The 23,081-nt window shown below is 47.7% G+C and carries 22 protein-coding genes and 1 pseudogene; 3 read left to right on the plus strand and 20 right to left on the minus strand.

Translation table 11 applies throughout. The annotated features are described in order from the left end of the window. The 7 genes from corA to ASL14_RS07880 all read right to left on the minus strand — a co-directional run bounded on the left by corA (window position 1) and on the right by ASL14_RS07880 (window position 7,507). Window positions 1-960: a magnesium/cobalt transporter CorA gene (corA, locus tag ASL14_RS07845; protein WP_134911150.1), complete on the minus strand. Its 960-nt coding sequence runs from the start codon at window positions 958-960 to the stop codon at window positions 1-3. Window positions 961-1,191: 231 nt separating this feature from the next. Next, a complete protein-coding gene (locus ASL14_RS07850) occupies window positions 1,192-1,626 on the minus strand; it encodes a GNAT family N-acetyltransferase (RefSeq protein ID WP_223264249.1) in 435 nt (144 codons plus the stop codon). Window positions 1,627-2,183: 557 nt separating this feature from the next. Continuing rightward, window positions 2,184-2,912 (minus strand): amino acid ABC transporter ATP-binding protein, encoded by a 729-nt coding sequence (locus ASL14_RS07860; RefSeq protein ID WP_134911152.1) that lies wholly within the window; start codon window positions 2,910-2,912, stop codon window positions 2,184-2,186. Continuing rightward, window positions 2,905-4,353 carry an amino acid ABC transporter substrate-binding protein/permease gene (locus tag ASL14_RS07865; protein WP_134911153.1) on the minus strand — a complete coding sequence of 483 codons (1,449 nt, stop codon included), beginning with the start codon at window positions 4,351-4,353 and terminating at the stop codon, window positions 2,905-2,907. The genes ASL14_RS07860 and ASL14_RS07865 overlap by 8 nt, the downstream gene beginning before the upstream one ends. A gap of 242 nt (window positions 4,354-4,595) precedes the next feature. Continuing rightward, window positions 4,596-5,585 carry an inorganic phosphate transporter gene (locus ASL14_RS07870; protein ID WP_134911154.1) on the minus strand — a complete coding sequence of 330 codons (990 nt, stop codon included), beginning with the start codon at window positions 5,583-5,585 and terminating at the stop codon, window positions 4,596-4,598. Between the two features lie 14 nt (window positions 5,586-5,599). Further along, the gene (locus ASL14_RS07875) at window positions 5,600-6,214 is read right to left on the minus strand and encodes a DUF47 domain-containing protein (protein ID WP_014279877.1); all 615 of its coding nucleotides are present in this window, start codon (window positions 6,212-6,214) and stop codon (window positions 5,600-5,602) included. Between the two features lie 192 nt (window positions 6,215-6,406). Beyond that, window positions 6,407-7,507, minus strand: coding sequence for a DUF3048 domain-containing protein (locus ASL14_RS07880; protein ID WP_442953241.1), 1,101 nt, complete (start codon window positions 7,505-7,507; stop codon window positions 6,407-6,409). 243 nt (window positions 7,508-7,750) lie between these two features. On the opposite strand from ASL14_RS07880, the gene ASL14_RS07885 reads away from it, so the two are divergent. Both ASL14_RS07885 and ASL14_RS07890 read left to right on the plus strand, forming a co-directional pair. Next, on the plus strand, window positions 7,751-8,269 hold the full coding sequence (locus ASL14_RS07885) for a DoxX family membrane protein (RefSeq protein ID WP_134911156.1): 519 nt from the start codon (window positions 7,751-7,753) through the stop codon (window positions 8,267-8,269). A 201-nt stretch (window positions 8,270-8,470) separates the two neighbouring features. Next, window positions 8,471-9,337, plus strand: a complete 867-nt coding sequence (locus ASL14_RS07890) for a hypothetical protein (protein WP_223264250.1) — start codon at window positions 8,471-8,473, stop codon at window positions 9,335-9,337. A gap of 100 nt (window positions 9,338-9,437) precedes the next feature. On the opposite strand, the gene ASL14_RS07895 is transcribed toward ASL14_RS07890, so the two are convergent. The 3 genes and pseudogenes from ASL14_RS07895 to ASL14_RS07905 all read right to left on the minus strand — a co-directional run bounded on the left by ASL14_RS07895 (window position 9,438) and on the right by ASL14_RS07905 (window position 11,789). Further along, the gene (locus ASL14_RS07895) at window positions 9,438-10,229 is read right to left on the minus strand and encodes a dioxygenase family protein (RefSeq protein WP_134911157.1); all 792 of its coding nucleotides are present in this window, start codon (window positions 10,227-10,229) and stop codon (window positions 9,438-9,440) included. Window positions 10,230-10,321: 92 nt separating this feature from the next. After that, window positions 10,322-11,145 (minus strand): annotated as a pseudogene (locus ASL14_RS07900) (alpha/beta hydrolase). Between the two features lie 344 nt (window positions 11,146-11,489). Beyond that, window positions 11,490-11,789 carry a hypothetical protein gene (locus ASL14_RS07905; RefSeq protein ID WP_134911158.1) on the minus strand — a complete coding sequence of 100 codons (300 nt, stop codon included), beginning with the start codon at window positions 11,787-11,789 and terminating at the stop codon, window positions 11,490-11,492. Between the two features lie 196 nt (window positions 11,790-11,985). Here ASL14_RS07905 and ASL14_RS07910 point away from each other — a divergent pair, with 196 nt between their 5' ends. Continuing rightward, window positions 11,986-12,414: a hypothetical protein gene (locus ASL14_RS07910; RefSeq protein ID WP_134911159.1), complete on the plus strand. Its 429-nt coding sequence runs from the start codon at window positions 11,986-11,988 to the stop codon at window positions 12,412-12,414. A gap of 225 nt (window positions 12,415-12,639) precedes the next feature. On the opposite strand, the gene ASL14_RS07915 is transcribed toward ASL14_RS07910, so the two are convergent. The 10 genes from ASL14_RS07915 to ASL14_RS07960 all read right to left on the minus strand — a co-directional run bounded on the left by ASL14_RS07915 (window position 12,640) and on the right by ASL14_RS07960 (window position 22,983). Beyond that, window positions 12,640-13,572, minus strand: coding sequence for an ABC transporter substrate-binding protein (locus ASL14_RS07915; protein ID WP_134911160.1), 933 nt, complete (start codon window positions 13,570-13,572; stop codon window positions 12,640-12,642). Window positions 13,573-13,660: 88 nt separating this feature from the next. Then, window positions 13,661-14,686 carry a FecCD family ABC transporter permease gene (locus tag ASL14_RS07920; protein WP_134911161.1) on the minus strand — a complete coding sequence of 342 codons (1,026 nt, stop codon included), beginning with the start codon at window positions 14,684-14,686 and terminating at the stop codon, window positions 13,661-13,663. Further along, complete coding sequence (locus ASL14_RS07925; protein ID WP_134914459.1) at window positions 14,686-15,771, minus strand: FecCD family ABC transporter permease; 1,086 nt, start codon at window positions 15,769-15,771, stop codon at window positions 14,686-14,688. The genes ASL14_RS07920 and ASL14_RS07925 overlap by 1 nt, the downstream gene beginning before the upstream one ends. Before the next feature lie 201 nt (window positions 15,772-15,972). Beyond that, window positions 15,973-16,947 (minus strand): arabinan endo-1,5-alpha-L-arabinosidase AbnA, encoded by a 975-nt coding sequence (locus ASL14_RS07930; protein ID WP_134911162.1) that lies wholly within the window; start codon window positions 16,945-16,947, stop codon window positions 15,973-15,975. 198 nt (window positions 16,948-17,145) lie between these two features. Continuing rightward, a complete protein-coding gene (gene ilvA, locus ASL14_RS07935) occupies window positions 17,146-18,435 on the minus strand; it encodes a threonine ammonia-lyase IlvA (protein WP_134911163.1) in 1,290 nt (429 codons plus the stop codon). A gap of 211 nt (window positions 18,436-18,646) precedes the next feature. Next, entirely contained in the window at window positions 18,647-19,486 is an 840-nt protein-coding gene (locus tag ASL14_RS07940; RefSeq protein ID WP_044647030.1) for a carbohydrate ABC transporter permease, read from the minus strand. 3 nt (window positions 19,487-19,489) lie between these two features. Further along, the gene (locus ASL14_RS07945) at window positions 19,490-20,452 is read right to left on the minus strand and encodes a carbohydrate ABC transporter permease (protein WP_134911164.1); all 963 of its coding nucleotides are present in this window, start codon (window positions 20,450-20,452) and stop codon (window positions 19,490-19,492) included. Between the two features lie 27 nt (window positions 20,453-20,479). Continuing rightward, entirely contained in the window at window positions 20,480-21,772 is a 1,293-nt protein-coding gene (locus ASL14_RS07950) for an ABC transporter substrate-binding protein (RefSeq protein ID WP_134911165.1), read from the minus strand. A gap of 241 nt (window positions 21,773-22,013) precedes the next feature. Further along, window positions 22,014-22,238 carry a small acid-soluble spore protein Tlp gene (tlp, locus tag ASL14_RS07955; RefSeq protein WP_134911166.1) on the minus strand — a complete coding sequence of 75 codons (225 nt, stop codon included), beginning with the start codon at window positions 22,236-22,238 and terminating at the stop codon, window positions 22,014-22,016. 118 nt (window positions 22,239-22,356) lie between these two features. Continuing rightward, window positions 22,357-22,983 (minus strand): alpha/beta hydrolase, encoded by a 627-nt coding sequence (locus ASL14_RS07960; protein ID WP_134911167.1) that lies wholly within the window; start codon window positions 22,981-22,983, stop codon window positions 22,357-22,359. Between the last annotated feature and the right edge of the window lie 98 nt (window positions 22,984-23,081).

Below are 23,081 nucleotides of genomic sequence, written 5' to 3' on the forward strand. Positions count from 1 at the left end.
TTATTTGAACCAGCCCCGACGCATAAACCAGATTACCATCGCCGCACTTAATATGAACATAAAGAACAGTACTCCAAAATAACCGTATTTCCAGCCCAGCTCGGGCATATACGAAAAATTCATACCATAGATACCCGCAATCAACGTCAGGGGCATAAAAACTGTCGTAATGACGGTCAGCGTCTTCATGATCGAATTCATACGATTGGAATTTAACGAAATATAACTGTCTCTCAGGTCGGCTGTCATCTCGCGGTCGGCCTCCAGCATGTCGGTCAGCTTTAGCAGATGGTCATAAACATCTGTAAAATAGGCCATATGCTCTCCTTTCCCCTGCACATGCTGCGAATTAAGAACCCGGTACATCAAATCCCGCATCGGCACAATCGTACGGCGCAGCTTGAGCAGCCTGCCTCGCAGGGCAAATACCTGCTTCATCAAGTCCTCCACCGACTCACGCCCGCCCAGGCTCTCCAGCTCTGCCAGCTCATCCTCAATCATGAACAAACTCGGGAAATAGTTATCCACCAGCTTGTCCACCACGGTATAAGCCGCAGCCAGCGGCCCACGCGACCAAATTTTGCGTTCGTTAGCATGCTGGACAATCCGTTCCCAAGCCTGATCCAGCTCCTCCAGTTCATGATGATGGTATGTCACCAAGAAACGGCTGCTAATAAACATATCCACTTCTTCCGCATCCAATGTATCTACATCCAGCGCATGTACCACCAGAAATTGCACATCCTCGTAGTAATCCAGTTTTGGACGTTGCAGAACATGCAAACAATCTTCTACAGCCAACGGATGAAAATGAAAATAACTCGTTAGCAGCTCCGATTCATGATCGGTAGGCTCGCTAAAATCCACCCACATCCATATATAATCCTCCATGACGATCTGATCCAGTGGCAGCCCCACCGTCACCTGATGATCATGGCCTATAACCAATGTACGTATCACCGTACGTCCCCCTCGCCTAACACTACTGTCATTGATTCTATTTACATTGTATATAAGCTATTCAGCGTTATACAAATCTCAAGCCCCATATTCATGCTTCATACAGCCAAATAAAGAAAAGGATATCTCCGGGCCATCACAATCCCCCAAGATATCCTTATAAAATATAAATCCAACTCAAACGATATGTTCCATATCTCTATCTGATAAGAAGCTAACTTATAATGATAACTATGCTTCAATTAATTTCACAAAGCCTGTGCTTGTCGCTTCATAGCCTAACCGTCGATAAAATTGATGCGCATCCTGTCGCTCACTCCGATTACCACTGTTCAAAGCAATGGCAACCAAACCATTCTCTTTGGCCCAAGCTTCCGCTTCCTGATTTAGCGCCTTGCCGATGCCTTTATTACGATGTTTTGAATCCATCACAAAAACAACGATACGCGCATAATCTTCATTTCTTTCATAAAAGATATCAGAGTGTAACCCAACCATCCCCACCACTTCCCCTTCAAGTTCGGCAACCAGGGTATGATAGTTAGGATTAGAAGCGATACGATCATATCTCAACTTCATTTCCTCTACAGATGTAGGATAACCCAATTCCTCCATCAAATAAGCTAGGGCTGGAATATCCTCTTCTCTAGCCGTCCTGATCTTCAAAGTAAGCCCTCCACTTATGAAAATAAACAACATAAAAGAACAACCACCTGCGTCCACGAAGTGCCACTCCGCGGTCGGATGGTGCTTCCCATCGCTGTTGCGCCCGGATTTCTTGAATCAGTTTTAAAGGTAGAAATCCGGGCACAAAGGCGAACGCTAGCGCTTGTACAGCACCATTCCGCCCACTTCGTTCTCGTTCAACTCGTTGTATTCTTTAGTTCATTTTCTAAAAAAAACAAAATGGATCTACTACCAGAATATAATACTTACCTCGTTATTCCCCCAGCGCAGCAAGCACAGCGCTGCGCCAATTCCCTCCTCCTGCTCCACCCCAAAAGAATGGGGCAGGCTTTTGCGAAGAAAGGAGGGATCAGCGAGTAGTAGCGCAGCGGTACATTTGAATCTGAAGAAGCGTCAGCGCTCGCCTTTGCCCCCGGATTTCTCCAGCCATGAGCTTATTCAGGAAATCCGGGGGCAACAGCGATCGTAAGATCAAATGGACCGCGGAGCGTCTCACACGAGCACATCCCCGACGACATCCACAAACCCTGCCCCACTTACAATACTTTCTCTAAGAAACTAATCGTCCGCTCATTTTGCGGATTACCGAATACCTCTTGTGGCGTTCCTTCCTCCACGATGTAGCCGCCGTCCATGAACACGACACGGTCGCTTACTTCGCGTGCAAAACCCATCTCATGCGTCACGATCATCATCGTCATGCCTTCACGGGCCAGATCGTTCATGACGCCGAGCACCTCTCCGACCATTTCAGGATCAAGCGCCGAGGTTGGCTCGTCAAACAGCATAACATCCGGGTTCATGGCCAGCGCGCGTGCAATCGCTACACGCTGCTTCTGACCGCCGGACAACTGTCCTGGCAATGCATCTGCCTTATCGGACAAGCCCACACGCTCCAGCAGCTTCAAGGCTGTCTCCCGTGCCTCTGCCTTGGACTGTTTACCCAGCTCTGTCGGCGCGAACATAATGTTCTTGAGCACCGTCATATGCGGGAACAAGTTGAAATGCTGAAACACCATGCCTATATTTTCACGGACCTTGTTAATGTCCACACTCTTGTGACTCAAGTTGTAGTCATCCACGATGACCTCGCCTGCGGTAATTTCCTCCAGCATGTTAATACAACGCAAAAACGTGCTTTTCCCCGAACCCGAGGGGCCAATGACGCAGACAACCTCGCCTTCCTGTACTTGCATATCAATGCCTTTCAGTACTTCGTTACTGCCATAGCTTTTTTTCAGGTTCTTGACGATAATTTTACCCACGGCGAACTCTCCCTTCGAGACGGTTGGAAATTTTGGTCAGGACTGTAATGACGATAAGATACATCACCGCAACCACCAGCCAAATATCAAAGGATTGGAACGTCCGCGCAATAATGATCTTACCCGATTGGGTCAATTCGACCAGACCGATAACGGACAAAATTGACGTATCCTTCAACGTAATAACCAACTGATTAATAAACGACGGGATCATGATTTTCACAGCCTGCGGCAAAATGATTTTGAGCATAGCCGTCCGGTATGGCAAGCCAAGCGAACGAGCCGCTTCCATTTGTCCCGGATCAATGGACTGAATACCGCCACGGATAATCTCTGTCACATAAGCTCCCGCATTCAGAGACAACGTCAGTACGGCTGCAACAAAGAGCGGCATTTTGAAATCCAGTGCCTGCGGAATCCCAAAGTAAATAAAGAAAGCAAGTACGATCAGCGGAATACCACGGAAAACATCGACAAAAACTGTTGCAATACCACGGAACAGTTTATTGTGACTCACCTTCATAAAGCCGAACACCAGACCCAGCACAAAAGCTACCAGCAGGGATACAAGCGTGTACAGCAACGTATTTCCCATTCCTTTGATCAGCGAAGGCAGAGAAGCGGAAATGAGTTCCCAACGACCACGCTCTACAGGTGCCGCACCTTTGCCGGATTCGCCCAGGTACTTGGACATGATTTTGTCATATTCCCCGCTGTTGCGAAGATTCACAAGCCCTGCATTAAATTTCTCCACCAGTTCCTGGTTTCTGCCTTTATTGACAGCGAAACCGTAAGAACCGCCTTTTTCCTTATCTGTCACAAGCTTGAGTCCATTATTCTGTGTCACTCCGTATGCCAGCACCGGATAGTCATCAAAACATGCAACTGAGTTTCCAGTCTTAACCTCATCGTACATTTGAGAGGAATCATCGAACGGAACCGTAGTAAAGCCATATTTGGCCTTAATGGACTCTGCGAACGTATAGCCTTCTGTTCCAGTTTTGACAGCAACACGCTGCCCTTTCAGGTCCTCATAGCGTTTAATCGTATCATTATCCTTACGGACCGCCATGACCACACCTGAATCAAAATACGGTTCAGAAAAATCAAATTTTTGCTTACGTTCATCTGTAATACTCATGCCGGCAATGACGCCGTCCACCTGATTCGTTTCAAGGGCCTGCACTGCCGCATTAAAGCCAAGAGGCTTAATGGTAAAGTCAAAATTCTGATCCTTGGCAATAGCAGCTAGCAGATCCATGTCGATTCCGACAAATTTACCATCTACATCTTCAAACTCAAAAGGCGCGAACGTTGAATCCGTGCCAATATCATATTTTGTTTTGTTTTCTGCATGTGCCACTACGCCAAAATTACCGGCCAGGGCAACCACAAAAAACAGACAAATCATGAGTGCTATTCGTTTTCTAGATTTTTGCATAAGTTCCTCCAGTCAGTTGAACGGTTCAAAGTTTTCTGTTTATTCTACAGGAGTTATCAAAAATTGACTACTTTGATGTCAGATATTTTTTTTATAATGTTTCATGGATCTGTCTGGTCGGGTAAGGTTTAAAAGACCTGTTTTTACTCCTTGAATGCCAATAAGCCCCTGCCGCAAAAAGCGGACGGAAGCTTATTGTGTATCCTATAGTGTGTACTTATTTTCCAAGAAATAATGATGAACTAAAAAAGAATTTTGAAAATCAAACCTGACAATAAGGCAGCAATTGGAATCGTAATAACCCAAGTAATGACAATGCGACCAGCCAGCGACCAACGCACAGCGGAAAAACGCTTCGCAGAACCAACGCCCAAGATAGCCGAAGTAATAGCATGAGTGGTACTTACCGGTAAATGAAGCAACGTGGCTGTGAAAATTACCGAAGCACCGGAAATATCAGCGGCGAAGCCATTGATCGGTTCGATTTTAAAAATCTTGGTGCCCATCGTCTTGATGATCTTCCAGCCCCCAATGGACGTACCGAGCGCCATTGCTGTTGCGGCCGAAATTTTAACCCACATCGGCACTTCCAGATGATCCTGATAACCCGACGAAACGAGTGCAAACGTGATAATCCCCATTGCCTTTTGGGCATCATTCGTACCATGAGTAAACGATTGAATCGCTGCCGTAATGACCTGCATCGTGCGAAAACCTTTGTTCACCGTATGCGGACTGCGACGAGCGAAGATGTATTTTAAAATCATCATTACAATATAACCAATTACAAAAGCAATCAGCGGGGAGAAAATAAGTCCCTCAACAATCCCGATGAAGCCGCTCCAGTTCAATTTCTCTGATCCCGCACCTACATACACAGCCCCGGCCAGCGCACCAATCAAGGCGTGGGAAGAGGATGAAGGAATACCGAACCACCATGTGAGCAGATTCCAGATAATCGCTGCGATCAGCGTCGCAATGACGATATCAATCCCGTTCGTAAGCTTGGTAGGGTCAGCGACACTGCCACCAATCGTCTTGGCAACCCCTGTAAACAATATGGCTCCGAGAAAGTTCATGACCGCAGCCATAATAATCGCACGACGCGGCGTCAACGCACGGGTAGATACCGAGGTTGCGATAGCGTTCGCTGTATCATGAAAACCGTTAATAAAATCAAATGCCAGAGCAAGAAAAATAACAATACCCAATACCAGTAAACTTGTATCCATGTAAAAGGACTCCCTTACGAGTTACGCATAATGATGGATTCCAGCATATTTGCAACATCCTCGCATGAATCCGTTGTCGTTTCTAGGCGTTCGTACAATTCTTTGCGTTTAATCAGTTCAATGGGATCAGTCACAGTTGCAAACAGGTTTTTGATGCAAATACGCAACAGCTCATCCCCCTGATTTTCCAAATCATTCAGGCGAATGGTGTATTCACGGATGGCCAGCAGCTTCTTCTGTGAAAGCAAATGTACAGCCTTCTGAATTTCATAAGCCGACTGACGCAAAATATCAGCGAACTGCACAATATACTCGTCCGGCTCCGTAATGTTGTACATATAAAAACGAGAGGCCGTCGCTTCCAGACCGTCCAGCACATCATCCATGGTCGTTGTCAGTTCCATGATGTCGTCGCGTTCCAGCGGCGTAATGAAGGTCTTGTTCAGCTCAGTAATAATCGTGTGTGTGTAATCATCACACTTATTTTCATACTTCTTCATTTCATTAGTAAACAGAACCACATCTTGAAGATTTGAAGTATGTTGGGCAAAATAATCGGCTGCTTGCACGATTGTATCTGCCATATTTTCCAACGTCTCGAAGAATATATCCTTTTTCTTCAATCTCATTAACGATTACCCCTTTACGAAAATATCCGCAACCTGTTTCGACTGCATTAGACAACCTTTGCTATCTTATCACACTCATCAATGTTTTTGTAAAGTTTGTAAAGGCAAATTTCACAATATTAAGTATACATTGCCCGACAAGGAAGTGCATTATCCGACAATATATACCTTAAAAGGTGAATTTCATCTACTTTACTTTGCTTCTACACTTACATGCTCGTTCAACGAAACGTCCGCAGGAACCACATGTATATAGGATGTACCTGGTACTAACGGAATTTCAACTCCATTTTTCATAAAACGAATCGCATCACCGGACGTATGCTGCCACTCAGCATGTATCAGCCGTCCCTGTTGAAACACCATGGCCTCTCCACTGCCATTCAACTCAACGCTCAATCTGCCTACATCATCCAGCGTTTGGTGCCTGGTGCTCATCACAATGACATTGGCCGCAGAGAGCTGCTTGTTATTGTTTTGATCCACATGTGACTTTTCGTTCACAAAACGCTTATATTGCTGATCAGACGGATCGTAGGTGTAAGATACCTTGTAGCTTTTAAGCAAAAAGCGGATTTGTAAAGATGCTGCATCCTCGTCTCCCATGACCGAGGTTTCACCGGATTTCAGGTAGTTATATACCGGAACCACAGTCTGCCTGATGTAGCCTTTGCTTTCGCTTCCTTGGCGAAGTCTGTTCACATCTGTGTACAGATTGTGTGGAGGACGGCGATCCTTGCTTCTCCAGAAGTAAGCTCCCCCATTCGAAATCTCATCCAGATGCTCCTTTCGTTGCTGCTGTAAAATCGCATAGGCATCTGTACTTCCCCCGGCGTGTATCGGCAATGCCCCATAAGTTTCACCCAGCTCAATCAAATAAGGCCGGATGCTGCGGACCGGACCTATTTTCACATCTCCACCATGACTTTGGAAAAAAGCTACCAAACGGGTAATTCCACCTTCCGCGAGAACCTCATATACCATGTCCGCCTCGCTAAGTCCCGCCTGAGGCCGTGCGGCTGGAGCGTTATTAATCATAATGGCAAGCGGTCGTTCCAGAACAGGATGCTGCACCGGAAGACCCGTAAGCGGAGCTGTAAATGCCGGAATAGTCGATTCCTTGGGCGGCTCAAGCGCCTCCGGCTGTGTTTCTTGCTTAAGCGGTTGAGGTGCGGGTTCTGATTCACCCGATTTGGACAAAGCAGAACAAGACATCATGGTCATACATAGCAAAACCGAGGTCATCACACGCAACCATCGTCTTCGATTAAAAATGGGCCCGGACAAGTTCATCCCTCCAGTTAGACATTTTTCTCATTATAAGCGTTATTTCCTGTTTTTGTCTTGATTGAAACACCTTATCTCTATAGAATACTTATCTGAAGACATTAAAATTTAAAAAATATTCAGACTTTGTGATTTTCGTCACAAATAACTGTAACTGAACCTAATACAATAAGGGTGTAGCAGAGATGATCATCCCAAACCAAATGAAATACAAACAACAATATAAGATACGAAAGAGGAGTGGTTTGAATGTTTAACAACTGGTTGCGTGAAAATAAAGTAGCAATGTGGCTGCTGACTGTAGTACGGGTTTATCTGGGATATGAATGGATGACCCATGGACTTGAGAAGCTGACTGGCGGATTCGATGCAGGCGGATTTATCTCGGGGGCCATTGCTAAAACAGGCGGAGAACATCCCGCTGTACAAGGCTGGTGGGGATCGTTCCTTGAAGCCTTTGCCCTGCCAAATGTCAGTTTGTTCAACGTACTGATCCCACTGGGTGAATTCCTGGTCGGAGTTGGCCTGCTTCTTGGTACACTGACTACATTAGCTGCTCTGATGGCAATGGTCATGAACTTCTCGTTCCTGTTCTCGGGCACAGTAAGCACCAATGCAATCTACCTGCTGTTTGAAATCTTCCTTGTCGTTGCTGGCGCAAACGCTGGACGGATTGGCTTGGATCGTTGGGTACTGCCCTTCCTGCGTGGACTGTTCCGTAAAAATAAAGATACCTTTCCAGCAGATCCCGCTCGAAAAATAGCTTAAGCTACCCAAAAAACAACCGTTACCCTCCGGGCTAATGGTTGTTTTTTTGTGCAGCAATGCTGCTTTGTTTTATATGTTTCAGCTTTGTGCAGCTACGATGCTCCATTCTGGCTTATAAGTTACACCAAAGAGAGCCATGGAGGGTTATATCATGAAAAAAATTACCAAAGCCTACCTCATGCTCGCGACAGAGTACAAACTATGGGGCTGGGATATCCATCACAAGCCGAAGCAGCAGTATCGACTACAACAACGTCTCAATCGGAAAGTGTTCAAGGTATCTCCAAGACCTTCGAGCAACTGCTGCGTCAACCCGGCAAGCTACCTCAGGCATTCGCTTATTTGCAAAAACACATTCAATCCATTCCAGCCTCTCAAGCCACCATCATGACGCTTCATCTGGAAAATGCACAGACCAAGCAATTGGTTTCTTATTCACAAGCCTTATACCCAGCTTCTGTTCAGACCAAAATCAATACTATTTATAAACCCGGCGATTCGTTCACAAATGTAATTAGCCGCACCAAAGATACGAACCTGAAGAAATTACTGACCCAAACCAGAGATGCCGGATACAAACTGGAAACCGCAGAAGGTATGTATTATCCTGTCATAAACTATGAAAAATATAAAGTTTTCGGAACGCACACCACGGCAGATATCCACAGCTATATTGACATCATGGCAGTGGAATCTGGACAGGCGGCTACCAAGGATGCCGCGCTGCATATCGGATATCAACAGTTGTCTGGACGGGTGCTGGCACAGGAAGACTTTTTAAACAAATATCCTCATTCCAACCGTACACTAGCTGTCAAAGGATTGCATGATCTGTACTATTTCTATACCTTCTACGGCACAAACAATACGCCATTATTCGATTACGATACCAAGAAGATTCATACAAACGCCAAAAAAGGATATCAACTGGTAATTCAACGCAACAGTGGCTCAGCTAGTCCTTATGTACAAAAACTAAAAGCCTTCGTGGCGCTACTGGATCAAAACGGGGATAAACATACTGCACAGGTATCCGACTGGCTGAAAAAGAACGTACCCACTTCCTGATCAAGTTTTACAGGAACACACCCTACAGTAACTCCCGTTATATACACAAAAGAACTTCCATTCCCACTAGCCATGTGGATTCGGAAGTTCTTTTTCACATTTACGTATCACGTTCTTGACCGAAAGCCCAACAATTGAGACTCAGTGAGCCCAGGACATAGGACTGAAAAAGCTTCTTCGCCGAGCGCTGGTCATCCGCAGCCCCCATCGCGTAAAACAGCGGTGAAAAATGCTCTATCCCATAAGAGGGAACCGCCTGTTTGGCATAAGGAGCCTTTTTGTCATATTGGAACAAATGACGCAAATTCCAGTCCTGAAGCTGCTGACCGATCCAGTCATCATATTGAACCGCCCAATCCGCAGGCTCATTCGTCTGCTTGAGTGTTCGCAAATTGTGGACCAACCCGCCGCTACCGATGATCAAAATGCCCTGTTCACGCAACGGTGTCAGCATCCGCCCAATCTCATACTGCTCCTGCGGAGCACGCCTAGAATCAATGGAGAGCGGGACGACCGGGATGTCCGCATCAGGATATATATGCCGCAAAACTACCCATGCTCCATGATCCAGTCCCCGATTCCGAACCGGCTGGTGGAACAGGTTATGCTGACTGAATAGATGCTCTATCTCCTCATACAGCTTCGGATCGCCGGGTGCAGGGTAATCGAGTGTGTACATTTGTTCAGGAAAGCCATAGAAATCGTGCAGCGCAGCATGCTGATCATCCGCGCCGATACATTGATCAGCACTATCCCAATGCGCGGAAAAAATGACTATTCCTTTGGGTCGGGGCAGGCTCGCGCCCAGCTCTGCAAGAAAGCTGGTGTATGCATTGTTTTCTAAAGCCAGTGTCGGTGAACCATGCGCAACAAAAATTGAGGGTAATGTCATCGCTGCCAACCTCCACACGCCAGTATAGTGTTACTCTTCCATTTTACTCCGGTGGAGGCGCAATTTCCAATACAATCCGTTACAGCCTGAAATCAGATCATCCAGTGCTGCCAATCCCTCTGAATATTCTCCTGCTTATCCAGCCATTCCAGCGTCCGGTCGATCAACCGTTGCCGTTCTTTACCAGAAGAGAAGGTGTGATCTCCCTGAAAATAATTTCTTTGTCGCAACGTCCCTCTGGACGCATCCAAAATACCTTTTGAAACAGGAACGCATAGTCCACAGGAATGATATCATCCGAGGTTCCGTGAATAACGAGCACATCCCCGTTAAACTTGACGGCCTCCTGAAACGGCTGGAACTGGGCAAGCGATTCAAAATAAGTAGGTGTGAACTTGTAGCCCAAATAGTCGGCCTGACCGCTTTTCACGGATTCATCGTACACGCTCCGCTCCGTAATTTTAACAATGTCATTGAACGGGTAGCCGACCGCCGACCAAAGCACCAGATTTTGTACTCTCTTGTCCCGTACCGCTGTGAGAAGGGCGACCGCGCCACCCAAACTGTGACCGATCAGCGTCACCTTGGTCGGGTCGATGTCTGCACAATTCACGGCATAATCGAGCACGGTACGTGTCTGATTAATCATCGACTCCAGCCCTTGCTTGCCGTAGTCACCCGTGCTTTCCCCGCAACCGGCAAAATCAAAGCGCAGGACAAAATATCCCCCTTCCGCAAGCTCACGTGCAGTCTTTACGAATAACCGATCTACCCCAATACGATTGCCCACAAATCCGTGGCATATCACTACGAGCGGTACCCGTCTCTGACGGTCTCCTTCATTCGGATTGCTCGGATAATGAATCGTTGCGGCCAGCTCCTCATTTTCAAAGCGAATTCCAATTTGCCGTTCCATCATGATTGTCCCCCTGTTTCAAGCTTCACCGTCACCAAGCTGCTATGCTGCATGGGCAACCCTACCTTGCGAAGCTTCTTGTAATGATTACTGATTGATAACTAATGATTTAAAGCGAATATGTCAAACGTATATTGTAACATGGATGCTCAGCAAAATATCCATTCACTTTAATTCCGATAAGTTTAATAAGTTTTATAGTAAAGTCAGTCTATCATTGCCCTGCTTCCTTGTCAACCTGTCAGTTATAACGGAGAAAAAACGTACAAATGGCGCTCCCCGCAACGATAACGAAGAACGCCATATTGCATTACTTGGTGGGAAAATTAACTTCATCCAGCAGACTATTCGTAGCTGTTCCTGAACATTTCGTGGGTCTCCGTGCGCCCCTCCCATTCCAGTCTGCAAGAGGCACCGCTATTCTGATCCTCATGCCATAAGCTGCGGTAGCTCTCTTCGCCCAGATCACCTGCAAACTCGGTATCCTGAGCCCATTCAGCATCGTCCAGAATACGGTACGTCGGGAATGTCCCCTGAACGCTCCGATGACTCACGTTCACAGGCAAGGTCTCCACGCTGTTTCTAACTGGAGCGGCTTCCAGCCGTTTATTAACCGTATAATCAGCTTGCTTATCCAGCTTCATAATGCCACATCCTCTCCACATTTACATTCAGGATGCTCCGCGTGCTCACCCTTTATCCAGTTTGAGGAGAATGCAGCGGTAATATACATTACGCAGATAAAGCCTTTTGCCATCCGCAGCTTACTCACGTATACTGTTTTTGTTACGTATTGGCGGTTCCGCAAGACGGAATACGCCCGCAAAGCAGGAGGAAGAAATGAATAAAGCCAAAAATTATACGCTTATTGCATGGATTGCCTTGTCCATGTTTTTTTTGACACAGGCGATCATCGGATGGTTTGTAACGTTCACAGGCGGAGATGTTGCTCCTTTTGAAAAAGTTAACCTGTCCACCCTGATCATCATCGCCGCAGGGGCCATTCTGCTGGTTGAAGCGCTGATGAATTTTATGGACCGCCCGGAGGAAGGAGAGGAAGCACAGCAAGACTATACGCCCGTGAAGCCCCGCATAGACCTCAAGTCCATCTTGCTGTATGTCGTGTTAGTCGTGGTGATTCTGGTCGCAGGGTTGGCCCTGCGCAGCGCACTGCCCGTGTTCAGCATTTCACCCTGGGTGAATCTGATCCTTGCCGCCATCGGCTTTATTGGACTCAAGCCGATTTTTTTGCGAAAAAAACGTTCATAACTCGCAATTCTCATGTATACCGAAGCTGCCCGATTTTTGTTCGCGGCGGCTCTTTTGGTTATTTTACAACTCCCAATTACGTAAATAATATCAGAAAAGAAAGCGGCTGTCGGCTGACCTGGGAACGATCTGGCATCCGACTTGCAGCTTAGGTGTTCGCCAAAAAGCCGTATTCCCCACCTGCAATAAGTGCATTGGGAATACGGCTTTGATGTACGTTAAAGCTTATTTGGAAAAGAGTTGCTCTGCATTATCCAGAGCGATTTTGTGTCCCATTGCCGAATAGTCCAGCCAAGGCTGTCCGTCCAGCATGTAGACATGGCCCTGCTTCACTGCTTTGAGTCCTTGCCATACCGCGTTTCCTTCCAGTTGCGCATACACCTTTTGGGCATCCGCTCCTTTACTGATAATGACAAAGATCGCATCGGCATCATAATCCGGCAAAACCTCCTGGGATACGACCTGATATGCCTTGTTGATCTTTTCCACACCCTTGGCTGGCTTCAAGCCCAAATCCTGATACAACAGCGGTCCTACCGGGCGCTTCATGCCCATCACACGGACTTCCTTCGCCGTAACACGAATAGCCATCACGGTTCCGTCGCCGATTTTTTGATGGATCAGCTTTTTAACCCGTTCCTGTTGGGCATCGTAATCTTTCAGGAAAGCGTCCGCCTGCGCTTCATGCTTGACCATAACAGCTATTTTTTTCAGTTGATCCTTCCATGTGCCCTCGTCCAGATCAAAGACCTCGGTTGGCGCGATTTTTTCATACTTGGCTACATCGGTTCCCGAATATTTTTTGTCTAGAAAAATATGGTCAGGTTGCAACTCCAGCACGGCTTCCATATCCGGGTCTGTGACAACGCCCAGCTTGCGGGTATTTTGGAGACGATCTTTTACATGGGGTAAAAAGTCCTTAACATCTCCACCGATGACCGAGCCAGCCGGAGTAATACCCAGCGCCAGTAGATTGTTCGTCAAATGAATGGACATGGAAGCAATGCGCGAATCCGCACTGACCGTTTTCTCACTGTTGTCCGCCGTTTTCGTATCGGCAGCTTTGTTGTCTGCTGCTTGTCCACAAGCGGACAGCATCACCATACATAAAATAAGAACCATGCCCACCCATGAACGATTGAATCCATTTTTTTTCATAATTATTCCTCCTATGTCATAGAAGCTCCAACTAAAATGATCCATATAGAAAGCTTCTGCTTGTTGGTTTATGTACCTATTCCATCTGTCATTTCGTACGGGACAGCAAAAATAAAAAATACGGAGCCCCTACCACAGCAACCACCACACCCGCCGGAATCGCATTCGGCTGAAACACAGAACGTCCAATCGTATCCGCAGTAACCAAAATGACGATTCCGACAAAGCAAGCAACCGGCAGCAAATGCTGATACATTGGCCCAACCAGACGGCGAGCCAGATGAGGCGCAATCAGCCCAATGAAGCCAATGCCTCCGGCCATAGACACACTGGCGCTGGATAGAGCCACGGCTGCTCCCAGCAGCAACAGACGCTGCCGTTTCACACTCGTGCCGATTCCAGCCGCCGTCTCGTCGCCCAGCGACAGATTGTTCAGGCTGCGCGTCTGTGACAGAACGTAGGGCAGCACAATAACAATCCACGGCAGCAAAGCCGCCGCATGTATCCAGTCCCGGCCCCATACGCTGCCAGCCAACCAACGTGCGGTGAACGCGTAAGTATCCTCATCGAGTCGCAAGGACCAATACAGCGTTATCGCGCTGAGGCCCGAGGCTACACCGATGCCGGACAGGATCAGACGCACAGGCACGATTCCTCTGTTCCGGTTATAGGACAACAGCACAATCAGTACCGCCGCCACGACACCTCCTGCAAAAGTAAACAGGGGGATCAGCACGGCTGCCGATCCTTCAAGATCGCGAAAGAAACTGACGAACATCACCAGTCCTAACGCAGCCCCCGCGTGCAGCCCCAGCACCCCCGGGTCAGCGAGTGCGTTCCGCGACAAGCCCTGCATAACAGCCCCGGCTGCTCCCAATCCGGCCCCGGCCAATACCGTTACAACGATACGCGGCAGACGGTATTCGAACAGGACGATATGATCACGCCCGCTACCACCACCAAACAGTGTATCCAGCACACGCAGCGGTGGAATACGAATCGTTCCGGTATTCAAACTCAATACAATGACGGCAAAGCTGATCGCCGCCAAAGCCAAGCAGACGATCAAAGCCTTTGTCCTTCTTGCATCCCCGGTTCCTAAAGAGCGACTCATTACAAATCCCTCCTTTCCTTACGGGCAAGAAAGAGGAAAAAGGGCACTCCGATAAAGGACACCATAATTCCAATAGCGAGCTCCTCGGGCGGATTCGCCATTCTCGCCCCCAAATCAGCCAACACCAGCAGCACAGCTCCCAATAACGCAGACAGCGGTACGATCTGGCGGTAATCCACACCAATCAGCTTGCGGGCGATATGCGGAATAACCAGCCCTACAAAACCGATGGCCCCGGCTGCGGACACGGACAATCCGGCCAGTACCACCACGGTCAACAGACCCAGCAGCCGGATACGCTTGAGATTTAATCCAAGATTCAGCGCCACCTCATCGCCCATCGAAATCAGTGAAATAGAGCGTGCCAGCCCCATAGACCAGGCAATCACAATCAGCAAAATCGGCGCAAGAATCTCAAGCTGTGACCATTTGATCCCTGCGACACCGCCCGCATACCAAAAAGCTAAATCCTGACTCAGGTTAAAATAAATCGCAATTCCCGAAGTCATAGAGCCTAGCAGAGCAGCCGTCACTGCTCCGGATACGGTCAGTCTCATCGGCGTCAATCCCCCGGGCGCGGAAGCTCCCAGACCAAATACCAGCAAGGTGCTCATCAGCGCCCCGAGGAACGACAATACGATTAACGTCCCATAAGGAAGGTTGGGGAAAAAGGCAAAACTTACAGCGACCACGAACATCGCTCCTGCGTTAATGCCCAGCACACCTGTATCTCCCAGCGGATTGCGCGTAATACCTTGGATCAGAGAGCCTGCTACCGCCAGTGCAGCTCCGATGACAGCCGCCCCCAACACACGCGGTAATCTTAGCTCATGAATGATCTGATGTGTCATCAATGAACGATCATAGTGAAATATCGCCGCCCATACCGTGCCTAAGGTCAAGTCCTTGGCTCCAAGGGAAATCGCGGCAAACATGGCCAAGGCCAGCAACACAGCAGAACCTATGAATAGCAGCGCCTGCCGAATCCGGCCCGCCCGGAGTAAAGGACGGGCTACCAAGGCTACTTCGGGAGCTGTGCCTTCTGTCCGAGCCGCATGTTTGTCCGTTTTGCCTTTAAACTGCATTCGTGAGGTCACTCCCTCCATACCTGAAAACCACCATAACGCTCATGACGATGGCGATAATGATAATTATTATCAACTTGATTTATAATAGCATGTTTCTATGACATTGCAAGCCAAAAACTGTTCCTCCTATGGAGGAACAGTTTTTGGATATACCTAGGTAAGATCGCTATATGGATGACTCCATGCAAGCCACATTTTTTAGTACGTAGGCCAACCTGCGGAGTCCCATTTCAGATCACTAATCAGCAGCTTTGGATTTCCGTTATCAGTCGCATCATAGGCATGACGCGCAATCACACTATTGTTATAAATAGACTGACCGCCCGGTCCCTTCCAACGGTCATTCCCCGCATCCAATACGGTTCCACCGCCATCCATCAGATTTTTACCACTCTTGTCCACATAAGGTCCAGTGATACTGGTGGAGCGGCCGTAAATGATTTTGTAATTACTGTTTACGCCTTTGCAGCAGTTATCGATAGAAGCAAACAGATAATAATAGCCGTTACGATATATAACATGCGGAGCCTCCAAACCACCAGCGGTACGCTTAGCGATGGAATAGATCTGGCCCGTAGGTTTCATCGTATTCTTGTCCAAACGGGTAATTTTCAAGCCTGAATTCCATGAACCGAAGGAAAGCCACGGGTTACCGGAAGCGTCAATGACCAGATTCGGATCAATGGCATTGTAATCATCAGATTGCGTCGTACGCAGCACCAGCCCGTCATCTCGCCAGCTCCCTGCTCCTATGCTCGTTGCAGAAGTCAATCCGATGGCCGAAGTGCGGAACCCGAAAGTAGATATGGAGTAGTAAACCCATACTCGTCCATTGTACTTTTGAGCATCCGGTGCCCACACATCGTTCGGGGTTTGATTAGGTACATACGATTTCCACCATGATGGCGGTGACAGGAATATTTGCGGTAATCTGTAAAAATTACGTCCATCATCCGACCTTTGAACCTGTATCCCCTGCCCTGTGGAGAAAATATACCATGCATTGCCTTCCTTCGTGATGGACGGATCATGTACCGCGACATCACCAGTTAACGCCCAATGCTCTGCCGATGCCGACGGCATCACGGATAGCAATAATGCAGCCGAAGTTACGGCAGCAAACGCCGTTCGGGCTATTTTACCCCGCACTGATTTTTTCCAAGATTCCAACATTCTACGCACCTCCGAAATAGTTCCATATGATAGAAATCATTTGACACACATATTACATTAGTGTTTATACTTACGAAGTTACCCATATATTAACCTATTAACTTCAGTTTTGTAAACGCTTTATTTCAAATCATAGGAAATTCCCAAACTACGCATAATGTTGTTCATACAAAAAAAAAGGAGCCCGCAGGCCCCTTCTTAAATTAGCATATTAAACAGATTTTCGTTTTTGTTCAGTTCTGTGTATTTAATCCCCTTGCGGCTCATTCGTTCAATTAAAGGAAGATAGTCTTCCTTATGAAACAGTTCAATGCCGACCAGCGCGGGGCCGTTCTCCTTGTCGTTCTTTTTCGTATACTCAAACCTTGTAATATCGTCGTCCGGTCCAAGCACATCCTGAAGAAACTCACGAAGCGCCCCTGCTCTTTGCGGGAAATTCACCATAAAATAATGCTTCAGTCCTTCGTAAATCAGGGACCGTTCCTTAATCTCCTGCATACGGTCAATATCGTTGTTGCCACCGCTGACGATGCAGACAACCGTTTTGCCCTGAATCTGTTCACGATACATATCCAATGCTGCTACAGGCAACGAACCCGCAGGCTCCACAACAATCGCATTTTCATTATACAGCTCCAGAATCGCGGTACACGCCTTGCCTTCCGGCACCTTCACAATATCGTCCAGGGTACGTGTACAAATGTCATACGTTAACTGACCGACACGCTTAACAGCAGCTCCGTCAACGAACTTGTCTATTTGCTCCAGCGTAACCACCTTGTTCAAACGCATCGCTTCCGTCATTGACGCTGCGCCAAGTGGCTCCACACCGATTACCTTGGTGGACGGACTGACCGTTTTGAAATACGTACCTACGCCTGCCGCCAAACCGCCACCGCCGATGGTCACGAACACATAATCTGCTGGCGTATCCAAACTTTCCATCACTTCCATCGCAATCGTACCGTTGCCCGCTATAATTTTCGGCTGATCAAACGGATGAATAAAGGTCATCTCCTGCTCGCTGCACACCTTTATGGCCTCATCATAAGCATCGTCGAACGTATCCCCGGTCAAAATGACCTCCACACTGTTGCCGCCAAAGCGACGAACCTGCTTCACCTTCTGATTGGGTGTTGTACTCGGCATAAATATTTTGCCGTGAATGCCCAGCGCATTACATGAAAAAGCCACACCCTGCGCATGATTCCCCGCACTCGCACACACGATGCCCTTTTCCATTTGCTCAGGGGTCAGGCTGCGAATCATGTTGTAGGCTCCACGAATTTTAAAGGAACGCACGACCTGGAGATCCTCTCTTTTCAGATACACGTTACAGTTATATTTGGCCGACAGGACGGCATCCCGCTGCAAAGGTGTACGTACAATGACCTCACGCAGCATATGATGCGCCCGTACAATATCCTCCATGCTGACGGTTGACGTCATCGGGGCCGGATCGGTTTTCTGGGTTTCTGTTGGTTCCATAGGTTCTCCACGCTCCGCCTGAATATGTCTGTATTTGAAATCTTTCAAATATCATACCACGTTTACCTACAGCTTGTGCAGGTCATAGAGCATGAAAATGAGAATGAAAATCAATTATATTCAAAAAAAGCAGACCGGGATGATCCCCGACCTGCTTTTCCTGACGTTACACGCTTCTTTTATTCAATCGTTCCCTTAATAGCATGGAACATTATCCTTTTACCCCGCCTGCGGTCATTCCCTCAATAAAGTAACGCTGGAAGAACAGAAACACGACGAGAATTGGCAAAATAGCCAGCACCGACCCGGCGATTAGCACATCATAATTGTTGCCATACGGCGTAAGCAGACTGGACAGACCAATCGGCAGCGTCAGCATATCGTTGGTACGCAGTACGATCATCGGCCACAGGAAGTTATTCCAGCTATTCATAGCCTGCAAAATAGCCATCGCTGCGAACGCGGGCGCCATCAGAGGCATCATAATCCGCACGAAAATGCCATACTCCGAACAGCCGTCAACCCGTGCAGCATCCATAAAATCCTTCGGGACCCCGCTCAAATATTGACGGAAGAAAAAGATCGGAATCGGCGCGACGACAAATGGCAGAATGACGCCCCAAACCGTGTTAATCAGCTTCATGCCGATCATCAGCTTATAGAGTGGAAGCATAATAATTTCTACTGGAATCATCATCACGACCAGCACTAGCGTAAAAATCACATTTTTCAGCTTGAACCGATACATCTCCAGTCCATAGCCCACCATCGCGGACAATATCAGACATAGCACCGTGAATAAAACGGTTATGACAATACTGTTCCAGTACCATTGAAAATAATCCGTCGTCCCTTGAAAGATGAATGCGTAATTTTTCAAGGACATGATGCTCCACTCCAGCTTGAGATTCAAGCCGTACCGCAGCAGCTCCGTCGATGGCTTGAACGAGGCCAGCGTCACGGCAAATAGCGGAAACAGGGCAAACCCGGCAAACAGGATGAACAGAACAACGAGCAGTGCGGATAACGCGCCTTTTTGCTTCTGAACCATCGCTTAGTCCTCCTTCCGAAACAAGCCAAAAAATTTGAGCTGGATCAGGTTCAGCAGCAGCGTAAATACGAGCAACACAATACCCACTGCGGCTCCGAAGCCCATACTGTTCTGCTCCAGACCTTGACGGTACAGATAACCGACAATCGTTAAGCCGATATCATTCGGAGAGTTGTTCCCGTTCCACAGCATGTAGCTCTCCGTGAACATCGACAACCCTGCATAGATACTAATCGTAAATACGTAGATCGTCACCGGTTTCAGCATCGGAATCGTAATCCGCCAAAAGGAATCAAAGCGGCTGGCTCCATCAATCTGCGCGGCTTCGTACAGCTCGGGGGGAATGTTTTGCAGTCCCGACATGTAATACAGCATATTTACACCCAGCCATCTCCACAAGGCCAGTACGATCAGCGCTAAAAATCCGGTGTTGGCGTTCATCAGCCATTTGTACGGCTCCAGACCGAACACACCAAGCAAGGAATTCATCAGCGAACCGTCCAATTCCCCGAACATGAGCCGGAAAATCGTCCCCGCCACCACGACCGAGGTCAGTGCAGGTATAAACATCACCGAGCGAAACAGACCTCTGCCTGGCATTTTAGGCGAATTCAACAGGACCGCCAGCACCAACGGCAGCGGAATCAGCACCACCAGCGTAAGCAAGGTATACAGGACGCTGTTCAGAATCGCTTTTCCAAACGTGGGATTGATCAAATCTTTATAATTTTCCAGACCGACATAAGTCGTTATGCCAGGCAGCACTTCCTGAAAGCTCATAATGACTGTCGAGATGACCGGGTACGCAAAAAACAGCGCAAAAGACAGTAGAAACGGAAGGACAAACACATACGGCGCCGTGCGGCTGGAATGAATAAAGCGGCTCCATCGGCTTCTGGTCGGACGCTGAGGCTTCGGCGGCTGACCTGTCGGTACATTTGCGTTCGTATGAACGGGCGTTGCCATGAATCTCACTCCCTTTCCTGTTGAGGTCTATCTCAATTCATCTGCCAGCTCATGCAGCACCGTGGCCGGATCTTCGCCATTCAGCAGTGTTCGGTAAAGTATTTTATTGCGAACTGCACTGGCGATATCAGGCGTTTTCGGTCCGATATGCACCGCATTGATCTCATCTTTTACCTCAATGAGCGTATCAAAAATATTCGTTCCGAAATAATCCGTAAACTTATTCTTCGCTTTGACTTCCGGCATCGTCCATACTTCACTGCGGATCGGATCAAAGCCGAGCTGCTTCCAAATCTCTACATTCCCTTGCTTGGACAGCTTGGCAAAAGCCAGAAAACGCATCGCCAGATCCTGATGTTTCGATTGGTTCGTGACCACCGTACCGGTTCCGCCCATCCCCGCTGAACGAGAGCCGCCTTTTTCCCACGCTGGCAACGGTCGGATGATGATTTTCCCTTTCAGGTCAGGCATGTAATCCGTAAAACGTCCCATATACCACATCGGCATCCACACCGAAGCGGCTCCGCCTTTGTTCATAAACCCGTAGTATTCCTCCATATGGTGTCCACCGCCCGGAGCGGGAATGGCGATTTTGTCCTTCACCATCTGCTGGAGAAATTCAAGTGTTTTAATATTCGTATCGTTATCCAGCGTCAGTTCACCCTTCTCATCCAGGAAATCCGATTTTTGCTGGGAGATCATCGGCCAGTAATTCCACAGGTCATTCGTTTCCACGGTCGCCATCGGCTTGCCCGTCTTCGCCAGCACTTGCTTACCCGCCGCAGCATAATCTGCCCATGTCACAATAGAATCCGGGTTTACCCCCGCCTGATCCAAAATTTCTTTATTGTAATACATCACTTCGGCTCCGACATGAAAATCAATACCGTAATACTTACCGTCCTTACCGTAAATCTGTACTCTGGAAGGCACAATGTTTTTCATCTCCGGGTCAATCACCGGATTGAGCGGAACGAGTTGCGGTATCCCTTTGAGGAAATTACCGATCTTGTTCACCTCGATATCCGCAATATCCGGTGCCCCCACCCCTGATTGCAACGCAATCGACAGCTTGCTGTGGTGGTTATCATAAGGGAATGTATTCGCTTTCAAAATAATCGGTTCATCAGGGTGCAGTTGGTTCCATTGGTCGGCCATTTGCAGAAAAAACTTCTCATGCAATTCATTAAACGTCCACAATACCAATTCAGTTCCCGACCCATCCTTTTCGTCGGCCTTGAAAGAACAGCCTTGCAGCAGTCCAGCCAGCAGAACCACCGCCATGAGCATCAACGCCATGCTTTTTCTTCGCAGCAGCATATCCTTCCCCCTTCGCATGATGAAAAGATGATTCCTTAAAATGATTGCGCTTTCTTTTCTATTTAACATCAAGCCAAATTAGTTTACAAGAACATTATTTATAAGAAATTCATTTTTAGCGCAAAACTAGCGCCTACATTGCATTATAGGGGGAAAATGAATTGAATGGGGTTATGATGATTTTTGCATAAAAAACGACCCAACTCGAATTGAAACTCGGAGTTGGGTCGCGTTTTTTTAACTACTCTTGAGAATGTGCTGCTTCGTCCTTAACTTCCTCACGAAACGATCTAATACTTTCTTTACGACGATCATTCTTTTCTTCGATTTGCTTACGCTCCTCGTCACTGATTTCAGAGGAAAATTCATTCAGATACCCTTCAGCTTCATGCAGGTTCTGCTGTGTATTCTGGATACTTTGTTGCAAATGTTCAACATTATCGGCTCGATTATCTGGTTTTGCCATTTCGTTTCTCTCCTCCTAATAATGGGATCGCTCACTGGAGCGCTAATCCGTAGCTTGATCGTTATCGGACCATTTTATGCATTCCTGCGCCATTATTAATGAAACGGAGTAACTTCTATTATTTTTCCAGGTCATTCAGGACAAAATGCTCTGCAAACCACTTGCCCGCGGCTTCGGCCTCGGTACGGGTCAATTGGTGACCATTACGTTCCCAATGTGCATCTACCTGCGCGCCTGCGCCTTCCAGCAAGGTTTGCAGTTCACGGGATTCCGCAACCGGAACAATCGGGTCATTTTCACCGGAAGACAGGAAGACAGGAACACCATTCAAGTCTGGCAGATTCAATCCACGCAGCGGCACCATCGCATGGTGCAAAATAGCTCCACGCAGTGCCTTGGCATCGTGAAAGAGCATGCTGGCCGCAATGTTCGCCCCATTGGAATAGCCAAGAGCCACAACGTTGGTGCGGTCAAAATCGTATTGCTCCGCAGCCGTATCCACAAATTCACTCAGTTCCTTGGTACGGAATACGAGATCCTCGATGTCGAACACCCCCTCTGCCAAACGACGGAAGAAACGCGGCATCCCATTTTCCAACACATTTCCCCTTACTCCTAATACAGACGCTCCCGGCGCTACCAAATCAGCCAAAGGGATCAGGTCTTGTTCGTTCCCGCCTGTACCGTGCAACAGCAAAATAACCGGGGCCTGCGGATGATTTCCTTTACGGAATACGTGTTTCATATACTTCCTCCTCTAATTTTTATTTTAAATTAAGATTCTTATTTTTGATATAAATTAATTATAACGAACTTCCCGACCTTTTACAATCGAAATCAGCA

This window comes from Paenibacillus sp. IHB B 3084, from assembly GCF_001447315.1.
Taxonomy (GTDB): domain Bacteria; phylum Bacillota; class Bacilli; order Paenibacillales; family Paenibacillaceae; genus Paenibacillus.

Excerpts from the sequence above, each read along its gene's own strand:
- ASL14_RS07865 (WP_134911153.1), bottom strand. The coding sequence starts at position 4,353 with ATGCAAAAATCTAGAAAACGAATAGCACTCATGATTTGTCTGTTTTTT.
- ASL14_RS07925 (WP_134914459.1), bottom strand. The coding sequence starts at position 15,771 with ATGCAGTTTAAAGGCAAAACGGACAAACATGCGGCTCGGACAGAAGGC.
- ASL14_RS07895 (WP_134911157.1), bottom strand. The coding sequence starts at position 10,229 with ATGACATTACCCTCAATTTTTGTTGCGCATGGTTCACCGACACTGGCT.
- ASL14_RS07885 (WP_134911156.1), top strand. The coding sequence starts at position 7,751 with ATGTTTAACAACTGGTTGCGTGAAAATAAAGTAGCAATGTGGCTGCTG.
- ASL14_RS07890 (WP_223264250.1), top strand. The coding sequence starts at position 8,471 with ATGGGGCTGGGATATCCATCACAAGCCGAAGCAGCAGTATCGACTACA.
- ilvA (WP_134911163.1), bottom strand. The coding sequence starts at position 18,435 with ATGGAACCAACAGAAACCCAGAAAACCGATCCGGCCCCGATGACGTCA.
- ASL14_RS07875 (WP_014279877.1), bottom strand. The coding sequence starts at position 6,214 with ATGAGATTGAAGAAAAAGGATATATTCTTCGAGACGTTGGAAAATATG.
- ASL14_RS07950 (WP_134911165.1), bottom strand. The coding sequence starts at position 21,772 with ATGCTGCTGCGAAGAAAAAGCATGGCGTTGATGCTCATGGCGGTGGTT.
- ASL14_RS07915 (WP_134911160.1), bottom strand. The coding sequence starts at position 13,572 with ATGAAAAAAAATGGATTCAATCGTTCATGGGTGGGCATGGTTCTTATT.
- ASL14_RS07905 (WP_134911158.1), bottom strand. The coding sequence starts at position 11,789 with ATGAAGCTGGATAAGCAAGCTGATTATACGGTTAATAAACGGCTGGAA.
- ASL14_RS07870 (WP_134911154.1), bottom strand. The coding sequence starts at position 5,585 with ATGGATACAAGTTTACTGGTATTGGGTATTGTTATTTTTCTTGCTCTG.
- ASL14_RS07930 (WP_134911162.1), bottom strand. The coding sequence starts at position 16,947 with ATGTTGGAATCTTGGAAAAAATCAGTGCGGGGTAAAATAGCCCGAACG.
- ASL14_RS07880 (WP_442953241.1), bottom strand. The coding sequence starts at position 7,507 with ATGAACTTGTCCGGGCCCATTTTTAATCGAAGACGATGGTTGCGTGTG.
- ASL14_RS07945 (WP_134911164.1), bottom strand. The coding sequence starts at position 20,452 with ATGGCAACGCCCGTTCATACGAACGCAAATGTACCGACAGGTCAGCCG.
- ASL14_RS07940 (WP_044647030.1), bottom strand. The coding sequence starts at position 19,486 with ATGGTTCAGAAGCAAAAAGGCGCGTTATCCGCACTGCTCGTTGTTCTG.
- ASL14_RS07910 (WP_134911159.1), top strand. The coding sequence starts at position 11,986 with ATGAATAAAGCCAAAAATTATACGCTTATTGCATGGATTGCCTTGTCC.
- ASL14_RS07960 (WP_134911167.1), bottom strand. The coding sequence starts at position 22,983 with ATGAAACACGTATTCCGTAAAGGAAATCATCCGCAGGCCCCGGTTATT.
- tlp (WP_134911166.1), bottom strand. The coding sequence starts at position 22,238 with ATGGCAAAACCAGATAATCGAGCCGATAATGTTGAACATTTGCAACAA.
- ASL14_RS07920 (WP_134911161.1), bottom strand. The coding sequence starts at position 14,686 with ATGAGTCGCTCTTTAGGAACCGGGGATGCAAGAAGGACAAAGGCTTTG.